At 63.8% G+C, this 26,114-nt stretch carries 22 protein-coding genes and 3 pseudogenes; 7 read left to right on the top strand and 18 right to left on the bottom strand.

The genetic code is table 11. The annotated features are described in order from the left end of the window. Window positions 1-16: 16 nt before the first annotated feature. Complete coding sequence (locus HV765_RS10160; protein ID WP_175169660.1) at window positions 17-1,243, bottom strand: lytic murein transglycosylase; 1,227 nt, start codon at window positions 1,241-1,243, stop codon at window positions 17-19. A gap of 24 nt (window positions 1,244-1,267) precedes the next feature. Beyond that, window positions 1,268-2,092 (bottom strand): ferritin-like domain-containing protein, encoded by an 825-nt coding sequence (locus HV765_RS10155; protein ID WP_175169659.1) that lies wholly within the window; start codon window positions 2,090-2,092, stop codon window positions 1,268-1,270. Window positions 2,093-2,189: 97 nt separating this feature from the next. Here HV765_RS10155 and HV765_RS10150 point away from each other — a divergent pair, with 97 nt between their 5' ends. Further along, window positions 2,190-3,320: a GNAT family N-acetyltransferase gene (locus HV765_RS10150; protein ID WP_175169658.1), complete on the top strand. Its 1,131-nt coding sequence runs from the start codon at window positions 2,190-2,192 to the stop codon at window positions 3,318-3,320. A 20-nt stretch (window positions 3,321-3,340) separates the two neighbouring features. Here HV765_RS10150 and HV765_RS10145 read toward each other — a convergent pair whose 3' ends face one another. Both HV765_RS10145 and HV765_RS10140 read right to left on the bottom strand, forming a co-directional pair. Continuing rightward, on the bottom strand, window positions 3,341-3,811 hold the full coding sequence (locus tag HV765_RS10145; RefSeq protein WP_175169657.1) for a cyanophycin metabolism-associated DUF1854 family protein: 471 nt from the start codon (window positions 3,809-3,811) through the stop codon (window positions 3,341-3,343). 21 nt (window positions 3,812-3,832) lie between these two features. Beyond that, on the bottom strand, window positions 3,833-6,118 hold the full coding sequence (locus HV765_RS10140) for a cyanophycin metabolism-associated ABC transporter (RefSeq protein ID WP_054423783.1): 2,286 nt from the start codon (window positions 6,116-6,118) through the stop codon (window positions 3,833-3,835). Window positions 6,119-6,388: 270 nt separating this feature from the next. Here HV765_RS10140 and cphA (HV765_RS10135) point away from each other — a divergent pair, with 270 nt between their 5' ends. Together cphA (HV765_RS10135) and cphA (HV765_RS10130) are read left to right on the top strand one after the other, a co-directional pair. Further along, a complete protein-coding gene (cphA, locus tag HV765_RS10135; RefSeq protein WP_175169656.1) occupies window positions 6,389-9,004 on the top strand; it encodes a cyanophycin synthetase in 2,616 nt (871 codons plus the stop codon). Between the two features lie 14 nt (window positions 9,005-9,018). Next, a complete protein-coding gene (cphA, locus tag HV765_RS10130; protein ID WP_175169655.1) occupies window positions 9,019-11,589 on the top strand; it encodes a cyanophycin synthetase in 2,571 nt (856 codons plus the stop codon). A gap of 137 nt (window positions 11,590-11,726) precedes the next feature. On the opposite strand, the gene HV765_RS32060 is transcribed toward cphA (HV765_RS10130), so the two are convergent. Next, window positions 11,727-11,849, bottom strand: coding sequence for a hypothetical protein (locus tag HV765_RS32060; RefSeq protein ID WP_276325541.1), 123 nt, complete (start codon window positions 11,847-11,849; stop codon window positions 11,727-11,729). 369 nt (window positions 11,850-12,218) lie between these two features. On the opposite strand from HV765_RS32060, the gene HV765_RS10125 reads away from it, so the two are divergent. The 3 genes from HV765_RS10125 to HV765_RS10115 all read left to right on the top strand — a co-directional run bounded on the left by HV765_RS10125 (window position 12,219) and on the right by HV765_RS10115 (window position 13,062). Continuing rightward, a complete protein-coding gene (locus HV765_RS10125; protein ID WP_054423793.1) occupies window positions 12,219-12,419 on the top strand; it encodes a CsbD family protein in 201 nt (66 codons plus the stop codon). A 44-nt stretch (window positions 12,420-12,463) separates the two neighbouring features. Beyond that, window positions 12,464-12,628 carry a DUF1328 domain-containing protein gene (locus tag HV765_RS10120; protein WP_006218179.1) on the top strand — a complete coding sequence of 55 codons (165 nt, stop codon included), beginning with the start codon at window positions 12,464-12,466 and terminating at the stop codon, window positions 12,626-12,628. A gap of 95 nt (window positions 12,629-12,723) precedes the next feature. After that, window positions 12,724-13,062 (top strand): BON domain-containing protein, encoded by a 339-nt coding sequence (locus HV765_RS10115; RefSeq protein ID WP_054423796.1) that lies wholly within the window; start codon window positions 12,724-12,726, stop codon window positions 13,060-13,062. 97 nt (window positions 13,063-13,159) lie between these two features. Here the strand turns inward: HV765_RS10115 and HV765_RS10110 are convergent, their stop codons facing one another. The 12 genes and pseudogenes from HV765_RS10110 to HV765_RS10065 form a co-directional block, all read right to left on the bottom strand. Further along, window positions 13,160-14,032, bottom strand: coding sequence for a PhzF family phenazine biosynthesis protein (locus HV765_RS10110; protein WP_175169654.1), 873 nt, complete (start codon window positions 14,030-14,032; stop codon window positions 13,160-13,162). 88 nt (window positions 14,033-14,120) lie between these two features. Then, the gene (locus HV765_RS10105) at window positions 14,121-15,518 is read right to left on the bottom strand and encodes a 4Fe-4S binding protein (RefSeq protein ID WP_175169653.1); all 1,398 of its coding nucleotides are present in this window, start codon (window positions 15,516-15,518) and stop codon (window positions 14,121-14,123) included. 39 nt (window positions 15,519-15,557) lie between these two features. After that, window positions 15,558-16,409 (bottom strand): FTR1 family iron permease, encoded by an 852-nt coding sequence (locus HV765_RS10100; RefSeq protein ID WP_054423804.1) that lies wholly within the window; start codon window positions 16,407-16,409, stop codon window positions 15,558-15,560. Window positions 16,410-16,422: 13 nt separating this feature from the next. Beyond that, window positions 16,423-16,746, bottom strand: coding sequence for a cupredoxin domain-containing protein (locus tag HV765_RS10095; RefSeq protein WP_056322182.1), 324 nt, complete (start codon window positions 16,744-16,746; stop codon window positions 16,423-16,425). Between the two features lie 32 nt (window positions 16,747-16,778). Continuing rightward, on the bottom strand, window positions 16,779-17,315 hold the full coding sequence (locus HV765_RS10090) for an iron transporter (protein WP_054423806.1): 537 nt from the start codon (window positions 17,313-17,315) through the stop codon (window positions 16,779-16,781). A gap of 207 nt (window positions 17,316-17,522) precedes the next feature. After that, window positions 17,523-18,101 (bottom strand): polyhydroxyalkanoate synthesis repressor PhaR, encoded by a 579-nt coding sequence (gene phaR, locus HV765_RS10085; RefSeq protein ID WP_054423809.1) that lies wholly within the window; start codon window positions 18,099-18,101, stop codon window positions 17,523-17,525. Window positions 18,102-18,222: 121 nt separating this feature from the next. Further along, a complete protein-coding gene (gene phbB, locus HV765_RS10080) occupies window positions 18,223-18,960 on the bottom strand; it encodes an acetoacetyl-CoA reductase (protein WP_054423812.1) in 738 nt (245 codons plus the stop codon). Between the two features lie 77 nt (window positions 18,961-19,037). Beyond that, entirely contained in the window at window positions 19,038-20,675 is a 1,638-nt protein-coding gene (locus HV765_RS10075) for a PHA/PHB synthase family protein (protein ID WP_054423814.1), read from the bottom strand. A gap of 123 nt (window positions 20,676-20,798) precedes the next feature. Continuing rightward, a pseudogene (locus HV765_RS32185) lies at window positions 20,799-21,290 on the bottom strand (purine nucleoside phosphorylase YfiH/LACC1 family protein); the annotation flags it as partial. A gap of 137 nt (window positions 21,291-21,427) precedes the next feature. After that, window positions 21,428-21,478, bottom strand: a pseudogene (locus HV765_RS32180) (hypothetical protein); the annotation flags it as partial. A gap of 13 nt (window positions 21,479-21,491) precedes the next feature. After that, a pseudogene (locus HV765_RS32175) lies at window positions 21,492-21,728 on the bottom strand (laccase domain-containing protein); the annotation flags it as partial. Continuing rightward, on the bottom strand, window positions 21,716-22,735 hold the full coding sequence (locus tag HV765_RS10065) for an RluA family pseudouridine synthase (RefSeq protein ID WP_082387097.1): 1,020 nt from the start codon (window positions 22,733-22,735) through the stop codon (window positions 21,716-21,718). The pseudogene HV765_RS32175 and the gene HV765_RS10065, both read right to left, overlap by 13 nt. 107 nt (window positions 22,736-22,842) lie before the next feature. Between HV765_RS10065 and HV765_RS10060 the strand changes: the two genes are divergently transcribed. Continuing rightward, window positions 22,843-23,631: an outer membrane protein assembly factor BamD gene (locus HV765_RS10060; protein WP_175169760.1), complete on the top strand. Its 789-nt coding sequence runs from the start codon at window positions 22,843-22,845 to the stop codon at window positions 23,629-23,631. 187 nt (window positions 23,632-23,818) lie between these two features. Here the strand turns inward: HV765_RS10060 and HV765_RS10055 are convergent, their stop codons facing one another. Further along, window positions 23,819-25,948, bottom strand: a complete 2,130-nt coding sequence (locus HV765_RS10055; protein ID WP_054423822.1) for a DNA repair helicase YoaA — start codon at window positions 25,946-25,948, stop codon at window positions 23,819-23,821. Window positions 25,949-26,114 lie beyond the last annotated feature (166 nt).

The following is a 26,114-nucleotide window of genomic DNA, read 5'->3' as shown; positions in this document are numbered from 1 at the left end:
GTAAATCTGGCGGGGTTCAGCCCGGTGCTTTACTGGCGGCGGACGCTTTCAGTGCCTTCAATGCCTTCTGCCCCGCGCGGCCGTCCGGGGGCAAACCCAGTTCGCGCTGCGCGGCCTGCAAGGCTTGACGCGTCCGGGCGCCGATCATGCCATCGGGTTCGCCGACGTCATAGCCTTTGGCAATCAGCAGCCGTTGCAGCTCGCGCCGCTCCGCCCGCGACAGGCCGGGGTCATCGGTTGGCCAGGCTTGAACTAGCGGCCCACCGCCACGCAGCCGATCCGAAAGATGCGCGATGGCCAGCGCATAGCTTTCCGCGGCGTTGTACGAATACAGCGCATCGAAATTGCGCGTGACCAGGAAGGCGGGGCCGTTGCGTCCAGCGGGCAGCAACAGGCCTGCGGGGGTGTCGCCGCCCGGCAAGGCTTGCCCATCCACGCGCGTCACCCCTTGCTTGGCCCACGACGACATCGGACGCTTGTTCTTGCGCCCGGCGCCCGATGTGTCCAGCCCAGCAGGCAGCTTGACCTCGTAGCCCCAGGCCAGCGACGGATTCCAGCCGGCGCGCTTCAAGAAATTGGCGGTGGACGCCAGCGCATCGGGCACGCTGTCGACCAGATCGCGGCGGCCATCGCCATCAAAATCCACGGCCAGCCGCAAGTAGGTGGACGGCATGAACTGCGTCTGGCCGAACGCGCCCGCCCAGGAGCCCACCAGCCGGTCGGGCGCGATGTGCTCGTCCTGGATGATCTTCAGCGTCGAGAAGAACTCACCCCGGAAATACGCCTGGCGGCGGCCAAAGCACGACAACGTCGACAGCGAGGTCAGCAGTGGCCGGCCACCCAGCGTACGGCCGAAATTGCTTTCCACGCCCCACACCGCCGCAATGGTGGCCGGGTCTACGCCATAGCGCGAGGCGGCGCGGTCCAGGTCGGACTGCCAGCGCGCCATGCCCGCCTTGCCATCCGCCACGCGCTCGTCATCGACCAGCCCGGCCATGTAATCCCAAATGGGCGTCTTGAATTCGGGCTGGGCGTCCAGCAGGTCAATCACCGCCATGTCGGGCGTCAGGCCGGCAGTGTGCGTATCGAAGGTGGCGCCGGACACACCCGCTTTCAGCGCAGGGCCGCGCAATTGCGCGAGGCAGGTAGCGAATGGGTCAGCGGCGTGGGCGGTCGCGATGCAAAGCGCCCCCGCCAAGGTCAAGGCGGCACGGGGTAGCACGGAGGCCAATCGGGTGGTCATGCGAAGAATTCCTTTGGGGTCGAATCAACCCGCTTGCAGCGCGGCGAGTTCGGCGTCGTCGAAGCCGGCCGCACGGCGGGCCTCCAGGTTGAAGGGGCCGCGCAAGCGGGGGGCGTCATAGCGCTGCGCCAGATCAGCGTAGCAGGCCACGGGTTCCTGGCCTGCTTGCGAGCAAAGCAGTTTGAACCAGTGGTTGCCGATGGCGACGTGGCCGATCTCATCGCGCAGGATGATGTCCACAATGGCGGCGCTATCCGCATCCCCCGCCCCAGCCAATTTGTTGCGGATCATCGGCGACGCATCCAGGCCGCGCGCCTCCAGCGTGCGGGGCACCAGCGCCAGCCGGGCCAGCAGGTCGCCGCGCGTGCGTTCGGCCATGTCCCACAAGCCGTTGTGCGCCGGAAAATCCCCATAGGCATAGCCCAAGGTGTCCAGCCGCTGGCGCAGCAGATCGAAGTGATAGGCCTCTTCGCGGGCGACACGCAGCCAATCCCGGTAGAACGCATCGGGCATACCGGCGAAGCGCCAGAGGATGTCCAGCGCCAGATTGACCGCGTTGAATTCAATATGGGCCAGCGCGTGCAGCAACGCCGCGCGCCCTTCCAGCGTGGCCATGGAGCGGTGCTTGACCAGCGCGGGCGCAACCAGCTCCGGCCTCGCGGGCCGGCCGGGCAAGCCTTCCGGCGCCGAGAATTCACGCTGGCAGTCCATCACGGCGCTATCGCTGATTGCGCGTACCGCCGCCATTTTCTCGGGCCACTCGCGCGCGGCAAGCGCGGCGAGAGCCTGGCCGCGAAGGCAGTGCGAGCCTGACCCTTCCTTGGCGGAAGGGGTCGTGTTGCTATCCATGATGTGTGCGAATCCCAAGCGGCGCGAAGCCGCTGCAAAACCTGAAAAAACGAACGGTTTCAAGACCGTGCGTTGACGAAGACTTTATCATTCACGAATGGATTCCCTGCGCTTGACCATTGAAACCGACCTGTCCCGCATCGACGCCCAAGCCTGGGACGCGTTGGCCGGGGACCAGCCCTTTCTGCGGCACGCGTTTTTGTGCGCGCTGCACGAAACGGGCTGCGCCGCGCCCGAGACGGGTTGGGCGCCGCATTATCTGGCGCTGTGGCGCGATGGTGGGCTGGCCGCGGCCACCCCGCTCTATCTGAAATCCCATTCTCGTGGCGAATACGTGTTCGACTACGCCTGGGCCGACGCCTTCCAGCGCCACGGCATGCGCTACTACCCCAAGCTGCTGTCGGCCATCCCCTTCACGCCGGTGACGGGCCCTCGCCTGCTGGCATCTAACGATGAAGACCGCGCCACGCTCGTGCGCGGTTTGGTGGCCTTTGCCGAAGAGGTCAAGGTGTCGTCGCTGCATCTGCTGTTTCCGTCTGACGCCGATATGCGCGTGCTGCGCGAAGCCGGTTTCATGATTCGCGAGAGCGTGCAGTTTCATTGGACCAACGACGGCTTTGCGGACTTTGATGCGTTCCTGGCGCGAATGAGCCACGACAAGCGCAAGAAAATACGGCAAGACAGAAAGAAGGTGGCCGCGGCCGGGCTGGCGTTCCGGTGGCTGCGCGGCAGCGATATTCAAGAGGCCGATCTGGCCTTCTTCTATGACTGCTATTGCCGCACGTATTTTCAGCACGGCAACCCGCCCTATCTGAATCGCGACTTCTTTCTGCGCGCCTACCGCGAACAACCCGATGCCTTTGTGCTGATCATGGCCGAGCGCGAGGGCGAGCCGGTGGCGGCGGCGTTAAATCTGGCGGGCGGCGATGCGCTTTACGGGCGCTACTGGGGCGCGACGGAATACGTGCCGGGGCTGCATTTCGAGACCTGCTACATGCAGTCCATCGCGTATTGCATCGCGCACGGCATCGCACGTTTCGAAGGTGGCGCGCAGGGCGAACACAAAATGGCGCGCGGCCTGTTGCCCACGCCAACGTGGTCGGCGCATTGGGTCGCCCACCCCGGTTTCGCCGAGGCGATCCAGAACTTCCTGGACGAAGAGACCTCGGCGGTGACGGACTATTTGGGTGAATTGGAAGCGCACACGCCGTTCAAGGGCAGCGCGTAGGCAACACGTAGGCAACACGTTTACAGGAACCGGTCCAGCAGTTTGCGGCTGTGCTTGTCCAGCGACAGGATGTCGCGCACTAGATAGAAGATGCCGTGGCTGTCGGCGATCAGCAGCGTCTGCGGGCTGAGCCGGCGGATGTCTTCTTCGCCGCGCAGCGTGAACGACGTCGGACCGCGATCGGTTTCCACCTTCCAGGTGCTGGGCGTGGCAAACGTGGACACGCTGGCCAGCTTGCGGATTTCGGGCATGAATTCACGGCCCGCCAACTCTTCCTCGATCAGCGCGCGCGGCTCAGCCGGAACGTCGGACAGGTGTTCGATCCACACCAGCTCGTGGCCGTCGGCAGTCACCAGCGACAGGCCGCGGCCCGCTTCACTGATCGGAAAGGCGCGCACGGGCAAAACGCCTTCGTGCATTTCGCCATCGGCGGATTGGTATTCCAGGCGCCCGAAGGCATTGCGGCGCAATTGAAAGGTGGGCAACGTCATGACGATAATCCTGGGTCCGCGTCAGGCCACGGCGGCGATGTTTTCGCCGTCCGACGCTTGGGCGTCGGCTTCCGCCTGGCGCGCCTGCGCCTGGTAGAGACGATAGTAGGCGCCCTCGCGGGCCATCAATTCTTCGTGCGGCCCTTGCTCCACGATCTGGCCACGATCCAGCACAACCAGGCGATCTGCTTTGCGCAGCGTGCTCAGGCGGTGCGCGATGGCGATGGTGGTGCGGCCGCGCACCAGATTGTCCAGCGCCTTCTGAATTTCCTTTTCCGTGGTGGTGTCCACCGACGACGTGGCTTCGTCCAGGATCAAGATGCGCGGGTCGATCAGCAAGGCGCGCGCAATCGAAATACGCTGGCGTTCGCCGCCCGACAAGGCCTGGCCGCGCTCACCTACCAGCGAATCGTAGCCATGCGGCAGGCGCAGAATGAACTCGTGCGCATGCGCCGCGCGGGCGGCGGCCACGATTTCATCGCGCGTGGCGTCAGGCTTGCCGTAGGCGATGTTCTCGGCAATGGTGCCGAAGAACAGGAACGGCTCTTGCAGCACCAAACCAATATTGCGGCGGTAGTCGGCCACGCGCACCGAACGGATGTCGGCGCCATCCACCAGCACCGCGCCTTCGGACACGTCGTAGAAGCGGCAGATCAGGTTGATCAGCGTGCTCTTGCCCGACCCGCTATGGCCCACCAGGCCGATCATCTCGCCCGGGGCGATGGTCAGGTCCAGCCCGCGAATCACTTGGCGATTACCGTAGCGGAACCCCACATCGCGCAGTTCGATGCGGCCGTTGATATGCGGCAGCTTGGCCGGATTCTGCGGTTCGGGAACGCTGGAAACGTGGTCAAGAATATCGAAGATGCGCTTGGCACCCGCGGCTGCTTTCTGCGTCACCGAGACGATGCGGCTCATGGAATCCAGGCGCAAATAAAAGCGCCCGATATACGCCAGGAACGCGGCCAGCACGCCCACCGTAATCTGCTTCTGCGACACCTGCCAGATACCGAAAATCCACACCACCAGCAGGCCCACTTCCGTCAGCAACGTGACCGTGGGCGAGAACAGCGACCACGTCGTGTTCACGCGGTCGTTCACTTCCAGGTTGCGGTTATTGGCTTCGCGAAAGCGCGCCACTTCGCGCTTTTCCTGTGCAAACGCCTTGACCACGCGGATGCCCGGAATGGTGTCCGCCAGCACGTTCGTGATCTCGGACCAGATGCGGTCGACCTTTTCAAAGCCGTGGCGCAAGCGGTCGCGCACCGCGTGGATCATCCAGATAATGAACGGCAGCGGCACCAGCGTAACCAGCGCCAGCCAGGGGTTGATGGACACCAGAATCACCGCCGTCATGACGATCATCAGGATGTCGGTGGCGAAGTCCAGCAGATGCAAAGACAGGAACACGCAAATGCGGTCGGTCTCGCTACCGATACGGGAAATCAGATCGCCCGTGCGCTTGCCGCCGAAATACTCCAGCGACAGCTGCTGCAAGTGTTCATAGGTGGTGGTGCGCAAGTCGGCGCCGATACGCTCACTGACCCACGCCAGAATGTAGGTGCGCGCCCAGCCCAGCCCCCAGGCCAGGATGGCGGACGCCAACAGACCGCTCAGGTAGAGGCGGACCTTGCTGTAATCAATGGGCGCGCCGTTCTGGAACGGAATCAGCACGTCGTCCATCAGCGGCATCGTCAGGTACGGCGGCACCAGGGTCGCAGCCGTGCCCAACAACGTCAGCACAAAACCGGCCAGCAAAGCGCCGCGATACGGCCGGGCAAAACGCCACAGGCGCAACAGCGCCCAGGTGGAAGACGGCGCCGCCTGCTCTTGATTGCAGGTGGGGCATTCTTCCTCGCCCGCGGGAATAACGTTATTACAGATGGTGCAGTTGCGTTCCTGCGGCGCCTCTTCCTGATGGCCGGACAGGCGGATCGCCTGTTGCGACTCGAAGTGCGACAAGAGGCGCAGCGCGGCCGGATTGCGGGCCAGCGTGAAGCGCCAGATGGCCAGACGCGCGGTGTCGTCGTGCAATTCCAGCACGGCGGCGCCCGCGTGATCGGTAAGATTCAGCGTTAATTGGGGGCCATAGACCCACGATTCCCAGCCGTTATCGGCAGCATTACGAGCCAATAGCCGACGGTCGGTAGCTGCAATCAGCCCCGGCTGGAACTTCAGCCGCTGGTCCAGGTCTATTTCAACCCAGGCCAGCAAGGTTTCGCCGTCCGCTAATTCAGCGCGGATTTCATCCCGCCAGGCGGCAGGAAAGGCATCGGCAAGGCCAGAAAGCAGGTGTGGTTTTTTCATTGGAACGCATACCGGGCCAGGACTCTGCCCTACTAGGCGGCAACCGGTTTACCACCAACGGCGGCAAACGTGTCCCTTCCTTACAACACAACGAGTTCACGCCTTGAAGGCGTCGTATAGTAGCAGCCGATTTTTCTAATTAGGAATATCTGGGATCCCCCACTCGTTGGCATTATTCTTAAAGCGCAACCCCATAAATTTGCCAGTAAATTCGCGGTCTTACATAGGGGCGTCCGCGCGTGCCAACCTGCTTCTCAAGTAAATTAAAACATGAAAAAGAAAGACATTGAATTTCTCGATGTCGTGGCTTTGCGCGGCCCGAACATTTGGACGTATCGCCCGGTCCTTGAAGCGTGGGTGGATATTGGTGAGTTGGAGGACTATCCGTCCAACACCATTCCCGGGTTTTACGAGCGCCTGTCTGAATGGTTGCCGTCGCTGATTGAGCACCGTTGCAGCCCCGGCGTCCGCGGCGGCTTCCTGGCCCGCCTGAAAGAAGGCACCTGGCCCGGCCACATTCTTGAACATGTCACGCTGGAATTGCAGAACCTGGCCGGCTTGCGCGGCGGTTTCGGCAAAGCCCGCGAAACGTCGACCCGCGGCGTCTACAAAGTGGTGGTGCGCGCCTGGCAGGAACAGGTCACCCGCACGGCGCTGAACGAAGCCCGCGACCTGGTCATGGCGGCCATTGAAGACCGCCCGTTCGACGTGCCCGCCACGATTGCCAAGCTGCGCACGCTGGTGGACCGGCACTGCCTGGGCCCCAGCACCGCCTGCATCGTGGACGCGGCCGATGACCGCGACATTCCCTACATCCGCCTGTTCGAGGGCAACCTTGTGCAGTTCGGCTACGGATCGGCCCAGCGCCGCATCTGGACGGCCGAAACCGACCGCACCAGCGCCATCGCCGAAGGCATTTCGCGCGACAAGGATCTGACCAAGGAACTGCTGTCGACCTGCGGCGTGCCGGTGCCGGAAGGCCGCCTGGTGCGCAGCGAAGACGACGCCTGGGAAGCGGCCGAAGACATCGGCCTGCCCGTTGTGGTCAAGCCGTACGACGGCAACCACGGCCGTGGCGTATTCACCAACCTGACGACCCGCGAAGAGGTGGTGTCCGCCTACCGCGTGGCGGTGGACGAAGGCAGCGGCGTGATCGTCGAGCGCTTCGTGTTGGGCAACGAACACCGTTTGCTGGTGGTGGGCAACCGCATGGTGGCCGCCGCCGCCGGCGAACCGGCCTGGGTGACGGGCGACGGCAAGTCCACCATTACCGAACTGATCGACAACCAGATCAATATCGACCCGCGCCGTGGCCGCACTGAAAACCATCCGCTGAACTTTGTGCGCCTGGATTCCGCCGCCCGGCTGGAAATTGCGCGCCAGGGCATGTCGGAAGACAGCGTGCCGGCCGACGGCCAGCGCGTGTTGGTGCAGCGCAGCGGCAACGTCGCCTTCGACGTGACCGACCGCGTGCACCCGAGCATTGCCGCCACCGTGACGCTGGCCGCCCGCGTGGTGGGCCTGGATATCGCGGGCGTGGACCTGGTGGCCGAAGACATCACCCGGCCGCTGGCTGAGCAGCGCGGCGCCATCGTGGAAGTCAACGCCGGCCCCGGCCTGCTGATGCACCTGAAGCCCGCTGACGGCACGCCGCGCCCGGTGGGCCGCGCCATCGTCGACCATCTGTTCCCCGAAGGCGATGCGGGCCGCATCCCCATCGTGGGCGTCACCGGCACCAACGGCAAAACCGTGGTCGCGCGACTGGTTGCCCGCCTGCTGCATCTGTCGGGCAAGCGCACGGGCCTGGCTTGCAGCGAAGGCCTGTACCTGGACCGCCGCCTGGTGCAAAAGGGCGACCGCGCCGACTTCGCGTCGGGCACCCGCCTGCTGATGAACCGCAACGTGGATGCCGCCGTCATCGAAAACGACAGCGGCGTCATCCTGGGCCAAGGCCTGGCTTATGACCGCTGCCAAGTTGGCGTCGTCACCAACATCGACGACGCCGACCATCTGGGCGACTTCGACATCAACGAAACGGAGCGCATGTTCAATGTGTTCCGCACGCAGGTTGACGTGGTGCTGCCGACGGGCGCCGCCGTGCTCAACGCACGCGACCCGCGCGTGGTGGAAATGGCCGAGCTGTGCGACGGCGCCGTGATCTTCTTCGGCATCGACCCCGCCCTGCCCGCCATCGCCGCCCATCTGCAACAAGATGGCCGCGCCGTATTCGTGCGCGACGGCAGCATCATCCTGGCGCAAGGCGCCCGCGAAGAACGGCTGGCCGATGTGGCCGCGATTCCGCTGACGCATGGCGGACGCGTGGCCTTCCAGGTGGAAAACGTGCTGGCCGCCGTGGGCTCCGCCTGGGCGCTGGACATTCCCGTGGAACTGATCCGCGCCGGCATCGAAACCTTCGATATCGACCAGGCCGACGCGCCGTGGCAGTTCACGCTGTTTGAGCGTAACGGCGGCACCGTGGTGGTTGACGACGTGCACAACGCCTCGGCGTTGCGCCCGCTGATCGCCGCCATCGACCAGTTCCCGTCGACGACGCGCGCCGCGGTTTACTCCGCCGGCGCCGACCGCCGCGATGCCGATCTGATCGAACAGGGCCGCCTGCTGGGCGACGCCTTTGACCGCGTCGTGCTCTATGACGACAAGACCGTCAAGAGCAAGCGCCCCGACGGCGAGGCGCGCGCGCTGCTGCGCCAGGGCTTGTCGCAAGGCAGCCGCGTGAAAGACATCCAGGACGAGCCGGACCATGGCAAAGCCATCGAGAGCGTGCTGAACGGCATCGCGGCGGGCGACTTCGCGCTGCTGCAATCCGACGAAGCCTTCTCTGGCCCCACCATCGATCTGGTGCGCCGCTGGATTCAACAATACTGACAGGAATACCTGCCATGGAAGTTTCCCGTATCCGGGCCCTGCGCGGCCCCAATCTGTGGAGCAAGAACACCGCGATCGAGGCCATTGTTTCGTGCGCCGACGCCGAGTGCTCCATCGACAACCTGCCCGAGTTCGAAGCCCGCCTGCGCGCACGCCTGCCACAGATGGGGCTGATGCGCCCGGAAGGCCATCAAGACGCCGTGTCGATTGCCCACGTTTTGCAGATCGTAGCGTTGACGATGCAGGCGCACGCCGGCTGCCCCGTCACCTTCGGCCGCACGCACTCGACCATCGAGCCCGGCGTGTTCCAGGTCGTTGTCGAATACAGCGAAGAAGAAGTCGGCCTGCTGGCGATGGACCTGGCGCAGCAGCTCGTGCGCGCCGCGTTGGATGACACGCCGTTCGACCTGGCTGACGCGCTCAAGCGCCTGCGCGAACTGGACGAAGACGTGCGCCTGGGACCCAGCACCGGGGCCATCGTGAACGCGGCCGTCGTGCGCAATATTCCGTTCCGCCGCCTGACGCAAGGCAGCATGGTGCAGTTTGGCTGGGGCAGCAAGCAGCGCCGCATCCAGGCCGCCGAAACCGACCTGACCAGCGCCATCTCGGAATCGATCGCACAAGACAAAGACCTGACCAAGATGCTGCTGGACGCCGCCGGCGTGCCGGTGCCGATGGGCCGTTCCGTGACCACGGCTGAAGAAGCCTGGGAAGCCGCGCAGGAATTGAACGGCCCCGTGGTCGTCAAGCCGCGCGACGGCAGCCAGGGGCGCGGCGTGGCGGTCAACATCGAGACGCGCGAGCGTGTGATCCAGGCCTTTGAAGTGGCCGAAGAAATCAGCTCGGAAGTCATCGTTGAACGCTATATTCCCGGCCACGATTTCCGTTTGCTGGTGGTGGGCGGCGCGCTGGTGGCGGCATCGCGCCGCGACCCGCCGCAAGTCACGGGCGACGGCCAGCAGACCATCCGCCAACTGGTGGACCAGGTCAACGCCGACCCCTTGCGTGGCGATGGGCACGCAACGTCACTGACCAAGATCCGCTTTGACGACATTGCGTTGGCCACGCTGAAAAAGCAGGGCTTCGACGCCGATTCCGTGCCGCCTCCCGGCACGCTGATCTTCCTGCGCAATAACGCCAACCTGAGCACGGGCGGCTCGGCCACCGACGTGACCGACGAAGTGCACCCCGAGATGGCCGCGCGCGCCGTGTCGGCTGCCCGCATGATCGGCCTGGATATCTGCGGCGTGGACGTGGTGGCGCAAAGCGTGCACTACCCGCTTGAAGAGCAGCACGGCGGCGTGGTGGAAGTGAACGCCGCGCCCGGCCTGCGCATGCACTTGAACCCCTCGTTCGGCAAGGGCCGCCCGGTGGGCGAGGCCATCATCGCCAACATGTACGCCGACGGCGACGACGGCCGGATTCCGGTCGTGGCCGTGGCCGGCACCAACGGCAAGACGACCACGGTGCGCCTGACCGCCCACATTCTGGGCACGGCCGGCAACCGCGTTGGCATGACGAATTCCGACGGCGTCTACGTAGACAACCTGCGTATCGACACGGGTGATTGCAGCGGCCCGCGCAGCGCCCGCAGCGTGCTCATGCACCCCGACGTCGACGCCGCCGTGTTCGAAACGGCGCGCGGCGGCATCCTGCGCGAAGGCTTGGCGTTTGACCGCTGCAATGTGGCTATCGTCACGAACATCGGCATGGGCGACCACCTGGGCCTGGGCTATATCAGCACGGTGGAAGACCTGGCGGTCGTCAAGCGCGTCATCGTCCAGCATGTGCATCCGTCCGGCACGGCGGTGTTGAATGCCGCCGACCCGATCGTGGCCGAGATGGCGTCCAGCTGCCCGGGTTCGATCACCTACTTCGCCGAAGACCGCAATCACCCGGTGTTGGCGACGCATCGCGCGCAGGGCCTGCGGTCGGTGTATCGCGATGGCGACGCCATCGTGGCGGCCCAGGGTGCGGAAGAAACCCGTTTTCCGCTTGCCGAGATTCCGCTGACGCGCAACGGCACGATCACGTTCCAGGTCGAAAACGCCATGGCGTCGATTGCCGCTGCTTGGGCGTTGAACCTGGATTGGGACATCGTTCGCCGTGGCCTGGCCACCTTCGTCAACGACGCGCAGACGGCCCCCGGCCGCTTCAACGTGTTCGACTACCGCGGGGCCACGGTGATTGCGGACTACGGCCACAACCCCGACGCCATTCTGGCCCTGGTGCGCGCGGTGGACGCCATGCCCGCCAAGCGCCGGTCGGTGGTCATCAGCGGGGCGGGCGACCGCCGCGATGAAGACATCCGCATGCAGACCGAAATCCTTGGCGCGGCGTTTGACGACGTGCTGCTGTATCAGGACCAATGCCAACGTGGCCGCGCCGATGGCGAAGTGCTGGCGTTGCTGCAAGAAGGCCTGGTCGGCGCGCCGCGCACCCAGCATATCGAAGAGATCCATGGCGAGTTCCTGGCCATCGATACCGCGCTGGGTCGGCTGTCGGCCGGCGATCTGTGCCTGATCCTGGTGGACCAGGTGGAAGAGGCGCTGGAGCACATTGCGCAGCGTATCGCGCAGGGCTGACCCCGCGGCCGCAGCCTGACTGCGGCGACGGCAATGCAAACGGGGCGCTCAGGCGCCCCGTTTGCATGATTGGCCCAATCTTTCAGCCCCTACCTAGCAGCACACCTATCTGGCAGCACACCTACCTGGCAGCCCCCTTACGTGCTTGGCGTCACCACTGCGGGTGCCGTGGCCTGATACCGATCCGTCACGTGCGTGCACCCTACTGCCGCCATGGCGGCCAGCGCCAGCAAGATTGCGCTGCAAAGTCGTTGCGTCATGCGTACCCTCTCCCTTTCCTGTTGATGAACCTCGACGAGTTCCGTCACGACTATACCGGGGCGCACCCCCATCGGCCAGGGCGAATATCGCGCAAAAACCCCGTATCTCCCGTTACTAGCCCCGCTCAAAAGGGGACAAAACATTGCGGGAATGTAACTCTTGAGCGGCATTCTTCGGCTGCCGATTTCCGTCGAAAAACCGGGCTGCGGGGGGCCAATTCGGCGGTTACATTTACCCACAGCCAGGTTTGACAGCCCCTATGGCCGACTCGTACGGTAGGGGCTAGCTGATCAGTGTCCAACTCAACCGCGAATGCAGGACTTATAGGCCATAAGCCTTGTGTCGCACGCAGACAAAGAGAGGTCACCATGAATAACGACATCATCGCCGGCAAGTGGAAGCAACTGACCGGCAAGGCCAAAGCGGCCTGGGGTGAACTCACCGACGACGAGTTGACCCGTACGGAAGGCAACGCCGAACGCCTGGCTGGCTTGATCCAGGAGCGTTATGGCAAGACCAAGGAAGATGCTCAGAAGGAAGTCCGGGATTTCTTCGACCGCAATCCCTGATTCCTGCCCCGCCTTGATCGGTCGAAACTTCTGGAGAAGCTGACATGTTGCATTACGCCGTAGTTTTCTTCGTCATCGCGATCATCGCGGCGGTTCTCGGCTTTGGCGGCATTGCCGCCGGGGCCGCGGGTATCGCCAAGATCCTGTTCTTTGTCTTCCTGGTGCTGGCGCTCTTGTCCATCTTGAGCGGCGCTCTTCGAAAGAAATAGAACACGCAGATAGCACGGATACCCAACACGAATATTGAACGTCTGGCGCATGAACCATCACCGCGCCAGACAATACGAAAATAAGGAGCACGACTATGGAAATTCGCAAGCTGATCGCCGCCGCCGCACTGGGTACGGGCGCTGTCTTCACTTCCATGGCATTTGCGGCCGATGACGGCAAGCCGAAGCAGTCCGTGGGCGAGTACGCCTCTGACGCGACGGTCACGACGAAGGTCAAGGCCGCCTTCGTTGCCGACAAGCAATTGAGCGCGCTGGACATTGCAGTGGAAACCAACAACGGCGTCGCCACCCTGACGGGTACCGTCGGCACCGCAGCCGAAGCCGATCACGCAGCCACCGTCACCCGTGGCGTGGAAGGCGTGAAGCAAGTGATGAACAACATCAAGGTCGACCCGGCCAAGAACAAGAAGTAAGCAAGGCCGCATTCCATACTGAGGCCTAGAGAGCCAAACGGCGCCCGTGTCTGACACGGGCGCCGTTTTTTTTGGCTGACCGGAATCGTTGATGGGCTTAGAGGGTGACGGTGCCCCGCCCGATCTCCAATGCGCGGCCGCCCACCTGGATGCGGCCATCAGCCAGCACATCAAGCAGCAAGCGGCAGGGCCGGCCCATCTGATCACCCTGCTCGACCAGGATGCGGGCGGGCAAGGGACGCTTCTGGTGAATCAGCCAGCCGCCCAGATTCGCGCAGGCCGAACCCGTGCCGGCATCTTCGTCCACGCCGCCGCCCGCCTTGGCGAAGAAGTAGCGGGCCACGACGATCTGGCGTTCGTCTTGCACATTGCCTTCGTCGAAGGCGAACACATATAGGGTCTTGCGGCCCAGGCTGCTGACTTGCCAGCGGTTCAGCTTTGACGAATCGGGAGCAGCACGGCGCACGGCATCAACGCTGGCCAGCGGCACCAGCAGTTGGTCAGCGCCGGTGTCGACCCAGATGGGATCGCCCAGCAGGTCATCGGCGTTCAGGCCGATCAGGCCGGCGATCTCGGCACGGTCCATTTCAGGCGGCGCGGTGCGCACGCCACCGGGGCATGGAGCCGTGAAGGTCCAGGTATCGCCACTGGCTTGCACGGGCACGACGCCGGCCTTGAATTCGAGCGTCAATGCATCGCCGGTTTGGCGCAGATCGCGCACCACTTGCGAGGTGCCGATGGTGGGGTGCCCCGCGAACTTCATTTCGTAGCCTGGCGTGAAGATGCGCACGTGCGCATCCGCCTGTTCGGACGGCAGGATGAAGGTGGTTTCGGAAAGATTGAACTGGGCCGCCAGATTCAGCATGGTGGCGTCGTCCAAGCCGCGCGCGTCTTCGAACACGCACAGCTGGTTGCCGCTGAAGGGGGTAGACGCGAAAACGTTGAGCAGGCGAAACGCGTAAGAAGTCATGAAGAAGCGTGTAGAAGAAGGCCGCCGGCCAGTCCGGCGCAGCCTTCCACTGTATCGCAGCGCCCGGCCTCAGGCTATCAAGCGGTTCTTACCAGATTGCAAAGAAAAACACCCAGGCCATGCAGAACGGCGCCAGGCCCGCCACCAGCACCAGCCAGGCCGCAGCCATGCGCCAGCCGCGGGTTTGACGCTGTGTGAGCAGGCGCGCGAAGAGACGCAAGGTCCACAACACGGCAAGCGTCAGCAAGGTGAAACGCACGGGGCCGGCCCACGCGGCTTGCACCCCTTCGTGCTTGAGCAGGTTGACGGTGGTGGCCGACAAGCCCAGGAACACGCCGATGCCAGCCGACGGAATCAGCGCCTGCGCAAGCTTGTGCACGCCGGGGCGAATCCAGCCAGTCGCCCGGGCGTCTGCTTCCATTGCGGCGGGCGCCAGGCGGTCGGCGAGCCACAGTGACAGGAAGCTTGAGCCGCCCACCACGATGGTTGCGCCGACGACGAACATCAGAATGCCTGCACCGTCCAGCCACGAGAAGCTGTCGTTCACGTCCGGGTAGTGGGTCAAGATGAACCAGGGCGCGTTGTCCATCAACGGCCACATGATGTCGTGCTCGACCAGCCAGGTTGCGGCCCATTGCTTGGCCGTCACGAACCAGGGGCTGGCGCTCCAGAGGAAGGCGCCGATCGCAATGCCCATCAGGCCAAAGCACAGCAAGGCGGTCTGCCAGCCGTCGCCGTCGGCCACGTTCACGATTTCTTCTTCGGGCGAACGCGCGGTCAGCTCGATGGCGCCGCGGTAGCCGCTGCAACGCCCGCACATGTGACAGTCGCCGGCGCCCTTCATGTGACGAAGGGGCACCAGCGGCGCACAGTTGATGGGTTCAATGCGGATGACCGGGTGACGCCACTTTTCTTCGTCAACCTTGAAGTGCCAGGGCGCCAGCTTGGCCAGCAGATTGAACACGCCGTTGACCGGGCAAAGGTACTTGCACCACACGCGCTTGCTGCGGCCATAGCGCCAGCCGACGATCATGGCGGCGACGGTCGAGCCGCCCAGCACCGCCAGCACGGCCAGCGGATATTGGTAGACGCTGACAAGCTGGCCATAGATCGTAGTCAGCGCAAAGGCCACGAACGGCCAGCCGCCCCACCGCATCCATTTGGGAATGGCGCGGCCCTGGCCCCGCTCGCTGGCCCATTCGGTCAGCATGCCTTCGGGACACAGCCAGCCACACCAGGCGCGGCCCAGAATTGGCATGGAGATCAGCACGAACGGCCACCAGACGCCCCAAAAGGCGAACTGCGCAACGATCGTCAGATTGTTGAACACCGATGCCGTGTTGTCCGGCAACGGCAGGAGCACAGGCACGATCAACAGGAACGCGTACATCGCAACAATGCCCCACTGCAGCTTGCGCAACAGCGGGGCATGGTCACGAAGAAAGTCGGCGATCCGGGAGGTCACCCTCCCGAGTACAGCTGCCATGGTCAAACCTTCATTGTTCAGTCCGGCATCAAACCGGAATCAGGACGCGCTCCGAGCGGCGGCCGGCGCGCGGACGGGCTTGTTGCCCACCCAGCGCAACAGCGCCCAGACCACAATCCAGTAAGCCACCCACAACAACACCGAGATCAGGGCGGGCAACGCGCGGTAGCCGGCGAAGTCGGCCAGGACCTTGCCCACGCCAGTGCTGTCGCTCAAGAGCCACGAGCTGTCCCACACGGGGTCGATGATGGTGGGCAAGACATCCAGCGAAATCAGATGGTCCAGGCCGCCCACAAGCAGCGAGCCGGCCAGCAGCAACAGCAGAATTTCGGTCACGCGGAAGAACCGGCGCCACGTAATCAGCTTGCCGCCCAGCTGCAACAGCCAGAACGTCAGCAGCGCCACGGCAAAGCCCGCCACACCGGCCAGCGCCAGCTTCAGCATGTCGCTGCCGCCTTCGCCCGCCGACACGGTGCCGTACAGGAACACCACGGTTTCGCTGCCTTCGCGGGCAACCGCAATGGCGACCAGCACAAACAGGCCCCACCAGTTGTCATTGGCAACCGAACTGCGCGCCCCGCTTTCAAGCTCGCCTTTCAGCGTGCGCCCGTGCTTCTTCATCCATACAACCATCTGCACGACCAGTGCGCATGCCGCCAGCGACATGATGGCCTGGAACCATTCCTGCCCTTCGTCGCTGAGCCAGGACGACACGCCCAGCAGCACCAGCGCCAAGGCCACGGCCAGCGCCAGACCCGCCGCAACGCCGCCCCACAGATAGTTCAGCCCCCGCTTGCCTTCGGGCGTAGAACGCAGCCAGGTGTACAAAATACCCACCACGAGCAAGGCTTCGACGCTTTCACGCCAGACGATAAAGAGGACTTGTTCCATGTATAGCTACCGCTTATTCCTTGGGCTTGACGACCAGGGTGCCTTTCACGCTTTGGTGAAAGTCATCAAAGAAGGGATACTCGCCGGGACGCGAAATGGTGATCACCACAAAGGATTTCACCCCGGGTCCCAGGACTTTTTCCTTGCGCAGCGGAATGCTTTCGAATTCCACCGGCTCGTTGCTTTCGTTGATGAGTTCAATCTTGAAACGGCCGGCGGGCACTTCCAGGGTGGCCGGCTCGAACGTGCCGTCCGGCTTGAACCTGAGTGTGAACGTCGGCAGTTCATCCGCCTGCGCAGGCGCCATGCCGGCAACACCGGCCAGGCCGATCAGCAGCGCGGCAACTCCGTTAAGCAGGCGGCGCACGATCAGTAACCGCCCTTCTTGCCGGTACCGGCGTAGACGAATTCATATTCCAGTTCGAACGGCTCGAACCACGGACCCACACCGGTTTCCTTGTCGATGTGGCGGCCGAAGTGGGCCATTTTGTTTTCGGACGGCGGCAGGATCGTGTACTTCAGCTTGTACTTGCCCGGGCCTTCCAGCTTGACGTTGTCGCCATAGTGCGGGCCGTCGTTGGCGACCATGGGCATGAAGGTGCCCTTCTGCACGTTCTGGCTGCCGACTTTCTGGATCTCGAAGTTCACGACCAGGTACGGCACCCATTCGCCTTCCGGAAAGCCCGTCTTGTTGCCGGCGGTGGCGTGGATGTCGGCCTCAAGGTGCACATCGGAATCCTTGGCGGCGCGCATCATGCCGGGCGGGTCCATTTCGATCGGCTGCAGATACACCGCGCCAATTTCCATGCCGCCCTTTTCAACCGGCTTGCCGATGGGGTATTCGGCCGCGTTGGCGGCAGACACGCTCAGAGCGACGATGGCCAGCGCCAAGGCTTTCTTGATCATGTGCATAATCCTTGAGACACAAATGAATGGCGGTTCTAAGAAGCTAAACAAGAACCGTTTTCATTAATGTAACGAAAAAAACTGACATATCCCTGAACCATGGGACCCCAAAAGGGGCGGATTATTGCGTTTGCTCAAACGGCGGCAGGCCACAAAAAAGCCGGCGGGGCTGTTGCCACACCGGCTTTTGAACGAACGGATGTCGGGCTACTTGCGGCCCGTACCCGTGCCCGTGCCCGGCGTGCTGCCGGGCGTGAACGGGAAGGTCGAGAACATCGCGCGCGTTTGGTCCTGCATCTGATCCTGCATCTGCACGAACAGGTTTTTGCTCTGATCGATGTAGTTGTTCATCATGTTCTGCAGCATGGGCGTCTGCACGTTCATGAACTGCGTCCAGGCCTCGGGCCCGAACTGGCTGCCGTACAGGCCCTTGGACTGCTCGGCCATGCGCGTCTGGATTTCCATGAAGGCCTGGATGTTCTTCTCAAGATAAGAACCCATGATGCCCTGCATGGCATGACCATAGAAACGGATGATCTGCGACAGCATGTTCGACGAGAACATGGGCATGCCGCCGCTTTCCTCTTCCAGAATGATCTGCAAGAGAATGCTGCGGGTCAGGTCTTCGCCGCTCTTGGCGTCGACAACCTGGAATTCTTCATTGGCCAGAACCAGTTGCTTGACATCTGCCAGAGTGATGTAGGTGCTGGTCCGGGTGTCGTATAGGCGACGGTTGGGGTACTTTTTAATCAGGCGCAGGCTGGCGCCGGTTTGTGCTTGCGTCATGTGTGTCCCCGGATCGGGCGATCTCTTAGACTTCGAATAAGGTGGAGTGTAATGCCGGAAGGCCCTCTCCCCGAGGCCTTCCGGCGCCTGAGGCCGCCCACGGCGGCCCCGCTTGCCAGCATCAGCCCATGTGCAGGCCGCCGTTGAGCGAGAAGTCTGCGCCCGTCGAAAAACCCGACTCATCAGAAGCCAGCCACGACGTCATGGAAGCGATTTCCTCGGGCGTGCCCAAGCGGCGCACCGGAATGGTGGCCACAATCTTTTCCAGCACTTCGGGACGGATGGCGCGAACCATGTCCGTGCCGATATAGCCCGGCGAGATCGTATTGACCGTGACGCCCTTGCTAGCCACTTCCTGCGCCAGCGCCATGGTGAAACCATGGATGCCGGCCTTAGCCGTGGAATAGTTGGTCTGGCCGAACTGGCCCTTCTGACCATTCACCGAGCTGATGTTGACGATGCGGCCCCACTGCCGTTCAACCATGCCTTCAATGACCTGCTTGGTCACGTTGAAGAGGCTGTTCAGGTTGGTGTCGATCACAGCGCGCCAATCATCGGCGCTCATTTTGCGGAACAGCCCATCGCGGGTGATGCCCGCGTTGTTGACCAGCACATCGACCGGGCCGAGGTCCGCGGTGACTTTCTCGAAAGCCTTTACCGTGGAATCCCAATCCGACACGTTGCCCACCGATGCGTAGAACGTGTAGCCCTGTGCTGCCTGCTCATCCAGCCATTGCTGGTAATTGCGGCTGGGGCCGCAACCTGCCACCACGCGAAAGCCATCCTTGGCCAAGCGCTGGCAAATAGAGGTGCCGATACCGCCCATCCCGCCTGTTACGTAAGCCAGTTTTCCGCTCATTGGACTTCCTCCTGTGTGCGACGGACGCCTCGTTGATTAACTTTCTTATTGGCCTGGGCCAACCGCGCTGGGCGGTTTCAGGCTGCCCGGACCTTCACATACCTGCCAGGCGCCGGCTCGATCGGCTGGTGCTTGGCATTGCCTAATTTTGTACGCGCCTTGACCTGCTTGCCCGAATGCTGCGACAGCCAGTCTGTCCAATCGGGCCACCAGCTGCCCGCGTGCTCGGCCGCTTGTGCGAACCAGGCATTGGGGTCGCCGGGCATGTCGTCGTGCCCCTGCTTGCCCAGCCCGTCCGCCACCCAATAGCTGCGGCGTTTCTTGGCCGGCGGATTGACCACGCCCGCGATGTGGCCCGAGGCCCCCAGCACGAAGCGTTGCGGTCCGCGCAGCAGCTGCGTGGACGCGTAGGCCGACACCCAAGGCACGATATGGTCTTCGCGTGACCCGAAGATGTACGCCGGCATCGTCAGGCGCGTCAGGTCCAGCGGCATGCCGGCGGCTTGCGCGCGGCCCGGCACCTTCAGATTGTTTTCAAGATAGGTATTGCGGAAGTACCAGGAAAAGAACGGACCCGGCAGATTGGTGCTGTCGCCATTCCAGAACAGCAGATCGAACGGGGGCGGCTTTTGGCCCTTCAGATAGTTGCCGACCACGTAGTTCCAGACCAGCTCATTGGGCCGCAGGAACGAGAACGTGGTGGCCAGGTCGCGGCCGGGCATCAACCCGCCGTTGCCTAATTGATGGTCGCGCAGCAACGCGTGCGCTTCGTCCACGAAGACATTCAGGATGCCCGTGTCGTGGAAATCAAGCAGCGACGTCAGCAACGTCAGCGAGGCCACCGGATGCTCGCCGCGCGCTTCAGCCAGCGCCAGCGCGGAAGCCAGCATCGTGCCGCCCACGCAGAAGCCCAGCGCATTGACCTTGGGTTGCTTGGTGATGTCGCTGGCCACCCGCAGCGCTTGCAGCACGGCGTTGTCCAGGTAGTCGGACCAGGTGGCGCGGTCGATGCCGTCGGTGTCGCTTGCTACCGGGTTGCGCCACGACACCAGGAACACCGTAAAGCCCTGCTCCACCGCGTGACGCACGAAGGAATTCTCGGGCTGCAGATCCAGGATGTAGAACTTATTGATGTTCGGCGGCACGATCACCAGCGGGCGTTCGTGCACCGTGGCGGTCGACGGCGTGTACTGGATCAGCTGGAACAGCGTGTTCTCGTAAACCACTTCGCCGGGCGTCACCGCCACGTTGCGGCCGATCTCGAACTGCGATTCGTCGGTTTGCGTGATGCGGCCTTTCTTGACGTCGCCCAGCAGGTTCGCCAGCCCTTCGTTCAGCGCGCGGCCCGCGCTTTCGACGATGGATTGCTGGGCGTCCGGATTCAGCGCCAGGAAGTTCGACGGCGACAGCGCATCCACCCATTGCATGATGGAAAAGCGCAGGCGGTTGCGCATGGGTTCGCTGACCTGGGCGGCGTCAACCATGCGCTGCATGGCGCGCGCCGACAGCAAATACGTGTGCGCCATCAGCAGATGGGAGCTATTGGCGGACCAGGCGTCGCCGGCGAAGCGGCGGTCAGCCAGGGGCGCAAGCGCGCCGCGTCGGGCATCGTCGCAAAGGCGCTGCCACTCGCGAGAGAATTCGGCCTGAATGTCGGCCAGGATTTCCGGTGCCACGCTCACCGGAATGGGTCCTGCGGAGAGATTGGCGTTCACTTCGACACCTTGTTATCGACACTGCTCGATTGATGTTGCATTCCGGGTCCAGGACTGTCAATGCGGGTATACAAGGAGGCAATCAGGGTAGGACTCAACCCCGCCTGCCGGCCTTGCGCAAGATCAAACCGGGTCGAGCCAGGCCAGCAATGCCATGCGTCCGGTTTCGCCGTCGCGCCGATAAGAGAAGAAGCGATCCGAGGCCGATACGGTACACAAGCCGCTTAACGCCACCTCTTGTACCCCGGCGCGGCGCAGGCGGAAATCGGCCAATCCGGCGAGGTCGGCCAGCCACTTTCCCGATAGCCCCGGGCGCGGCGTGAAGTAACGCGCCGTGGCGGGATCATCGGCCGTGAACGCATCCAGCACGTCTTGGCCCACTTCGAAATGTTGCGGGCCGATGCCGGGGCCCACCCAAGCGCGCCAGCCTTCGGCCTGCGGCGCCTTGGCCCGCATGGCGGCCAATGTGTTTTCCAGCACGCCGCCCGACAGGCCGCGCCAGCCGGCGTGCGCCGCGCCCAGCACCTGGCCTTTGGAATCGGTAATGACGACGGGCAGGCAATCAGCCACCATGACGGCCAGCACGCGGCCCGGCTGCGTCGTGACGCTGGCGTCCACGGCAGGTTCATCCTGCGCGGGCGCGCCCGTCGTGGATTCGCCTGCCGCGGGTTCGCCTGCCGCAGGTTCACTTGCCGCAGGTTCGCCTGCCGCGGGTTCGCCCGCCGCAGGTTCGCCCGCCGCAGGTTCGCCTGCCGCAGGTTCGCCTGCCGCGGGTTCGCCCGCCGCAGGTTCGCCTGCCGCATCCATCGCGTCCGCGTCCACGACTTCGCTGCCATGGACTTGGCGCAACCACAGCGGCTCGGCCGGCACGGCGGCGCGCACGCGGCGGCGGTTCTCGGCCACGGTGTCGGGGTTGTCGCCCGCGCGGCGCCCCAGGTTCAGGGTGTCATGCGGGGCCACGCCCACGCCGCCCGCGCGTGTCGTGCAGAAATAATTCACACCGGCCCACTGGGGGCCGGTTACGACAGGCAGGCTGGCGATCACGCGTTCCATGCAATGCTTTCCTGGACCAGGGTCATGTCAGCGGGCACGGCGGCGGCGAATTGGACTTCACCGTTGCCGCCCGGATCATCGAAATGCAGGGCGCGGGCGTGCAGCATCTGGCGCTGCGCCCCCGCGATGTTCTTGCCGCCATAGATGGTGTCGGCCAGCAGCGGGTGGCCCAGGCTGGCCATGTGCACGCGAATCTGGTGGGTGCGCCCCGTTTCCAGGCGGCACACCACTTCCGTGACGCGGCCGCCGGGGTCAACCTGGCCACGGCGGACCGGTGCGTAATTGGTAATGGCGGGCTTGGGCGCCACGGGGCGCTCGACGCTCATGCGGATGGGCACGCGGGAATCGCGGCCAATGGCGCGCTCAACACGGCCACCGTTTGCGACCCAGCCATGGGCCAGGGCCACGTATTCGCGGCCCATGCTGCGTGCCTGCAACTGGCGCACCAGATGCGTCTGGGCCTTCTCGTTGCGGGCCACGACCATGAGTCCGGAGGTGTCCTTGTCCAGCCTGTGAACAATGCCGGCACGCGCCACGGCCGCCAATTCCGGGTAGCGGTAAAGCAGGCCGTTGAGCAGCGTACCGCTCCAGTTGCCCGCGCCCGGATGCGTGACCAGGCCGGCAGGCTTGTTCACGACGATCCAGTCGGGGCTTTCGCCCACCACGGTGAATTCAACGGGTTCGGGCGTGAAGGCGCGGGCGTCGGGGGCGGGCTGGGCCCATACCAGCAGCTCGTCGCCGGGGCCCACCGTCTGGCGGATCTTGCCGGGTGCGCCGTTCACGTGCACATTGCCGGATTCGATCCAGCCTTGCAGGCGGCTGCGGGAATGGTCGGGCATCAGCCCGGCCAGAACCTTGTCGAGCCGATCGGCCTTGGTGCTGGAAGGAACCGTTACAAGTTGCGGTTCACCCCGGTTTTCCCCGGGATTTCCGTCCGCATTTTCGTCAGGAAGGCCCAGGAGTTCGTCGTCGGAAACGAGATCTGTGCCGGCGGCTGTATCAGACATGGAGACAAATCATATAATCAGCCTGCCATGCTAACACCAAGGATACGATTCTCGTGATTCACCACTCCGCAGCTCCCTCGAACCCCGCATCCCGAAGCGGGCCGGTTTTGCGCGTGGTTATCGCGCTATTTGCCGTCATCGTCATCGCCGGTTGCGGCTCGACCAACAGCAAGTACGACAAGACCACCAACTGGAGCGCCGAACAGCTTTACGCTGACGCCAAGTCCGAAATGTCCTCGGGCGGTTGGAAAGAAGCGCGCGAGCGCCTGACCGCCATCGAAAGCCGCTACCCCTTCGGCGTCTATGCCCAGCAAGCCCTGCTTGAACTGGCCTACGTCAACTGGAAAGACGGCGAAAACGAACAAGCCCTGGCCGCCATTGACCGCTTCCAGCAGCTCTACCCCAACCACCCCGGCACCGACTACGCGCTGTACCTGAAGGGCCTGATCAACTTCACGCCGGCCAGCGCCTTCATGACCAACATCACGGGCCAGGACCCGGCCGAACGCGACCCCAAGGGCTTGCGCGCGTCTTACGATGCGTTCAACGAGCTGATCAAGCGCTACCCGGATAGCAAGTACACCGTAGATGCCGAAAAGCGAGTGGCGTGGCTGGTCAACACCATCGCCATGAACGAAGTGCACGTCGCCCGTTATTACTACGAGCGCGGCGCCTACGTGGCCGCCGCCAACCGTGCGCAAACCGTCATCACCGACTTCGAAGGCGCCCCCGCCACCGAAGAAGCGCTGTACTTGATGGTCTCGTCCTACGACAAGCTGGGCATGACCGAACTGAAGAACGATGCGCAGCGCGTGTACGACAAGAACTACCCCAACAGCGACTTCAAGACCAAGGGTCTGCAGGCGGATCGCAGCTGGTGGAACCCGTTCGACTGATCCGTCAGCTGCTCCGCCTTCCCCGCATGGGAAAAGAAAAAGCTCCTCGAATTATTCGAGGAGCTTTTTTTTAACCGGGTGGGCATCGGCCTTGGTCTTAGCCTTGGTCTTAGCCTTGGTCTTGGTCTTGGTCTTGGTCTTGGTCTTAGTCTTAGCCTTGGCCTTAGCCTTGGTCTTAGTCTTGGTCTTAGTCTTGGTCTTGGTCTTGGTCTTCCCCGCCCTCTTGCTTGCGGCGATAGAACGCCAGCACCTCTTCCAGTTCGCGCGTTCGCGCAAAGGGCGGCAACCCGCGCCACAGGCGTTTGCCGTAAGGCTTTTCCACCAGACGCGCATCGCCCACCATCAGCACACCCCAATCCGACTCGGTACGAATCAGCCGGCCCGCGCCCTGCTTGAGCGAAATGGCGGCTTCGGGCAATTGGTATTCCGAAAACGGATTGCCGCCTTGGGCCCGGCAAGCCCGCAGCCGGGCTTCGATGACAGGATCATCGGGCGGCGCGAATGGCAGCTTATCAATGGCCACCAACGTCAGCACATCGCCGGGCAGGTCGATGCCTTCCCAGAAGCTGGCGCTACCCACCAGCACCGGATGCTTGAGCTTGCAGAAGCGGTCAAGCAGGTCCCGGCGCGTGCCTTCGCCTTGCTTGAGCAGCGGCCAATCATGGCCAGCATCGTCAAAGGCATCGGCTAGCAAGGTCGCCACCTTCTCCACGGCGCGCAAGGTCGTGCACAGCACCAGCGTGCCGCCGGGGCTGGCTTCCAGCAACGGCATCAGCGTGTCGACGAAGCGGTCAAGAAACTGCGGCGACTGCGGCTCGGGCATGCCGCGCGGCACGAACAGCAGGGCCTGTTCCGGGTAATTGAACGGCGACTCCCACTTGCCCGTGCGCGCCTTTTCCAACCCCAGCTGACTGGTGAAATGATGGAACTCGCCATTCACCGACAGCGTGGCCGACGTCATGATCCAGGCCTGACCCGGCTTGCGGTATTTCGAGAAAGCCTGCGCCACCGACAACGGCGCCGAATGCAGGCGGACATGGTGCTGGCCGTGTTCGACCCAGCGCACCGCGGGCCCCGTCCATTGTTCGGCTGCGGCGGCCACGCCTTCCAGAATGGCCGCAGGCGTGGACGCCCCGTCGCCCAGCGCAGCGATGGCGTCAGCGGCGGCCGGCTCGGGGGCTTGATCGTCCCGGCCCCACCCTTCGTCGGCAAACCCGGCATCCGCACGGCCGGGCGTGGCCCAGCGCTTGAGCCGTACCGAGATCTCGGCGCCGATGCGCGCGGCCGCCATCAGGTCAGGGTGTTTTTCCGCGACCACGCCCAAGGCCTTGGTGGCCGTATCCACGGCTTCGCGTAAGGCCAATAGGGCCTCGTCGAATTCCTCGGGGTTGGGAATGGCGTCGAACGTGGCCTTGCGGCCCGGCATGCGGTCAAGCGGCGCACAGACCAGGCGCAGTTCGCGCGCGGCGGTTTCCAGATGCCGGCTGACGTCGCTCCATTTGGCGGCCTCGCGGGCATACGCCAACCCCGCCACTTCCAGCGCGCGGCCAAAGTCCATCAGTTGGTGGGTGGACACGCTGCTGCCCAGAAAGCGCGTGGCCGTGTCGGGCAACTGATGCGCTTCGTCGAAGATGACGGTGTCGGCTTCTGGCAGCAGATCGGTCACGCCCTCTTCGCGCAACACCAGGTCGGCCATGAAGAGCGCATGGTTGACGACCACGACGTCAGCTTCCTGCGCCTGCCGGCGCGCCTTCACGACGAAACAGTCGCGGATGCGCGGGCATTCCTGGCCCAGACAGTTTTCGCGCGTGGACGTCACGCGCTGCCAGATGTCGGCGTCTTCAGGCACCTGCGCAAGATCGCTGCGGTCGCCTGTTTTGGTGATGCCGGCGAACACCTGAATCTGGCGCAATTGCTGGATTTCGGTGCGCGACTTCAAGGCGCGTTCGTCGCCCTGCAAGCGTTCCAGGTGATAGTGGCAGACGTAATTGCCGCGGCCCTTGAGCAACGCGGCCGTGACCGGTGCGGCCAACGCCGCGCGCACGCGCGGCAGGTCTCGCGCAAATAACTGGTCTTGCAGCGTGCGGGTACCGGTGGAAATCAGCACCTTGCCGCCCTGAATGAAGGCGGGTACAAGGTAAGCCCAGGTTTTGCCGATACCGGTGCCGGCTTCGGCCACCAGCGTGGCGCGGTCTTGAATGGCGTCGCCAATCGCCTGCGACAATTCCACCTGCGAAGGGCGTGGCTTGTAGCCGGGCATGGCCGTGGCCAGCGGCCCGTCCTCGTCAAAAAATTCGGATATATCCAGGTCCAGCATTACGGCAGCCTAGTGTCAGTCGGCGTCTTCGGAGATACCGGTACCCATACGGTACGGCCGCCAGACACTGATGTGGGAAAGGACCAAATGATACTCGGTGCAGCCGCCTGATCCGGCTCGCGCAGGGACAGATCGGTCCACCCTCACACGTTCTGTAACAGTGGCT

The organism is Achromobacter kerstersii (assembly GCF_902859595.1).
In the GTDB taxonomy this organism is placed as follows: Bacteria; Pseudomonadota; Gammaproteobacteria; order Burkholderiales; family Burkholderiaceae_B; genus Achromobacter; species Achromobacter kerstersii.
This window is presented reverse-complemented; position numbering and strand designations above follow the sequence as displayed.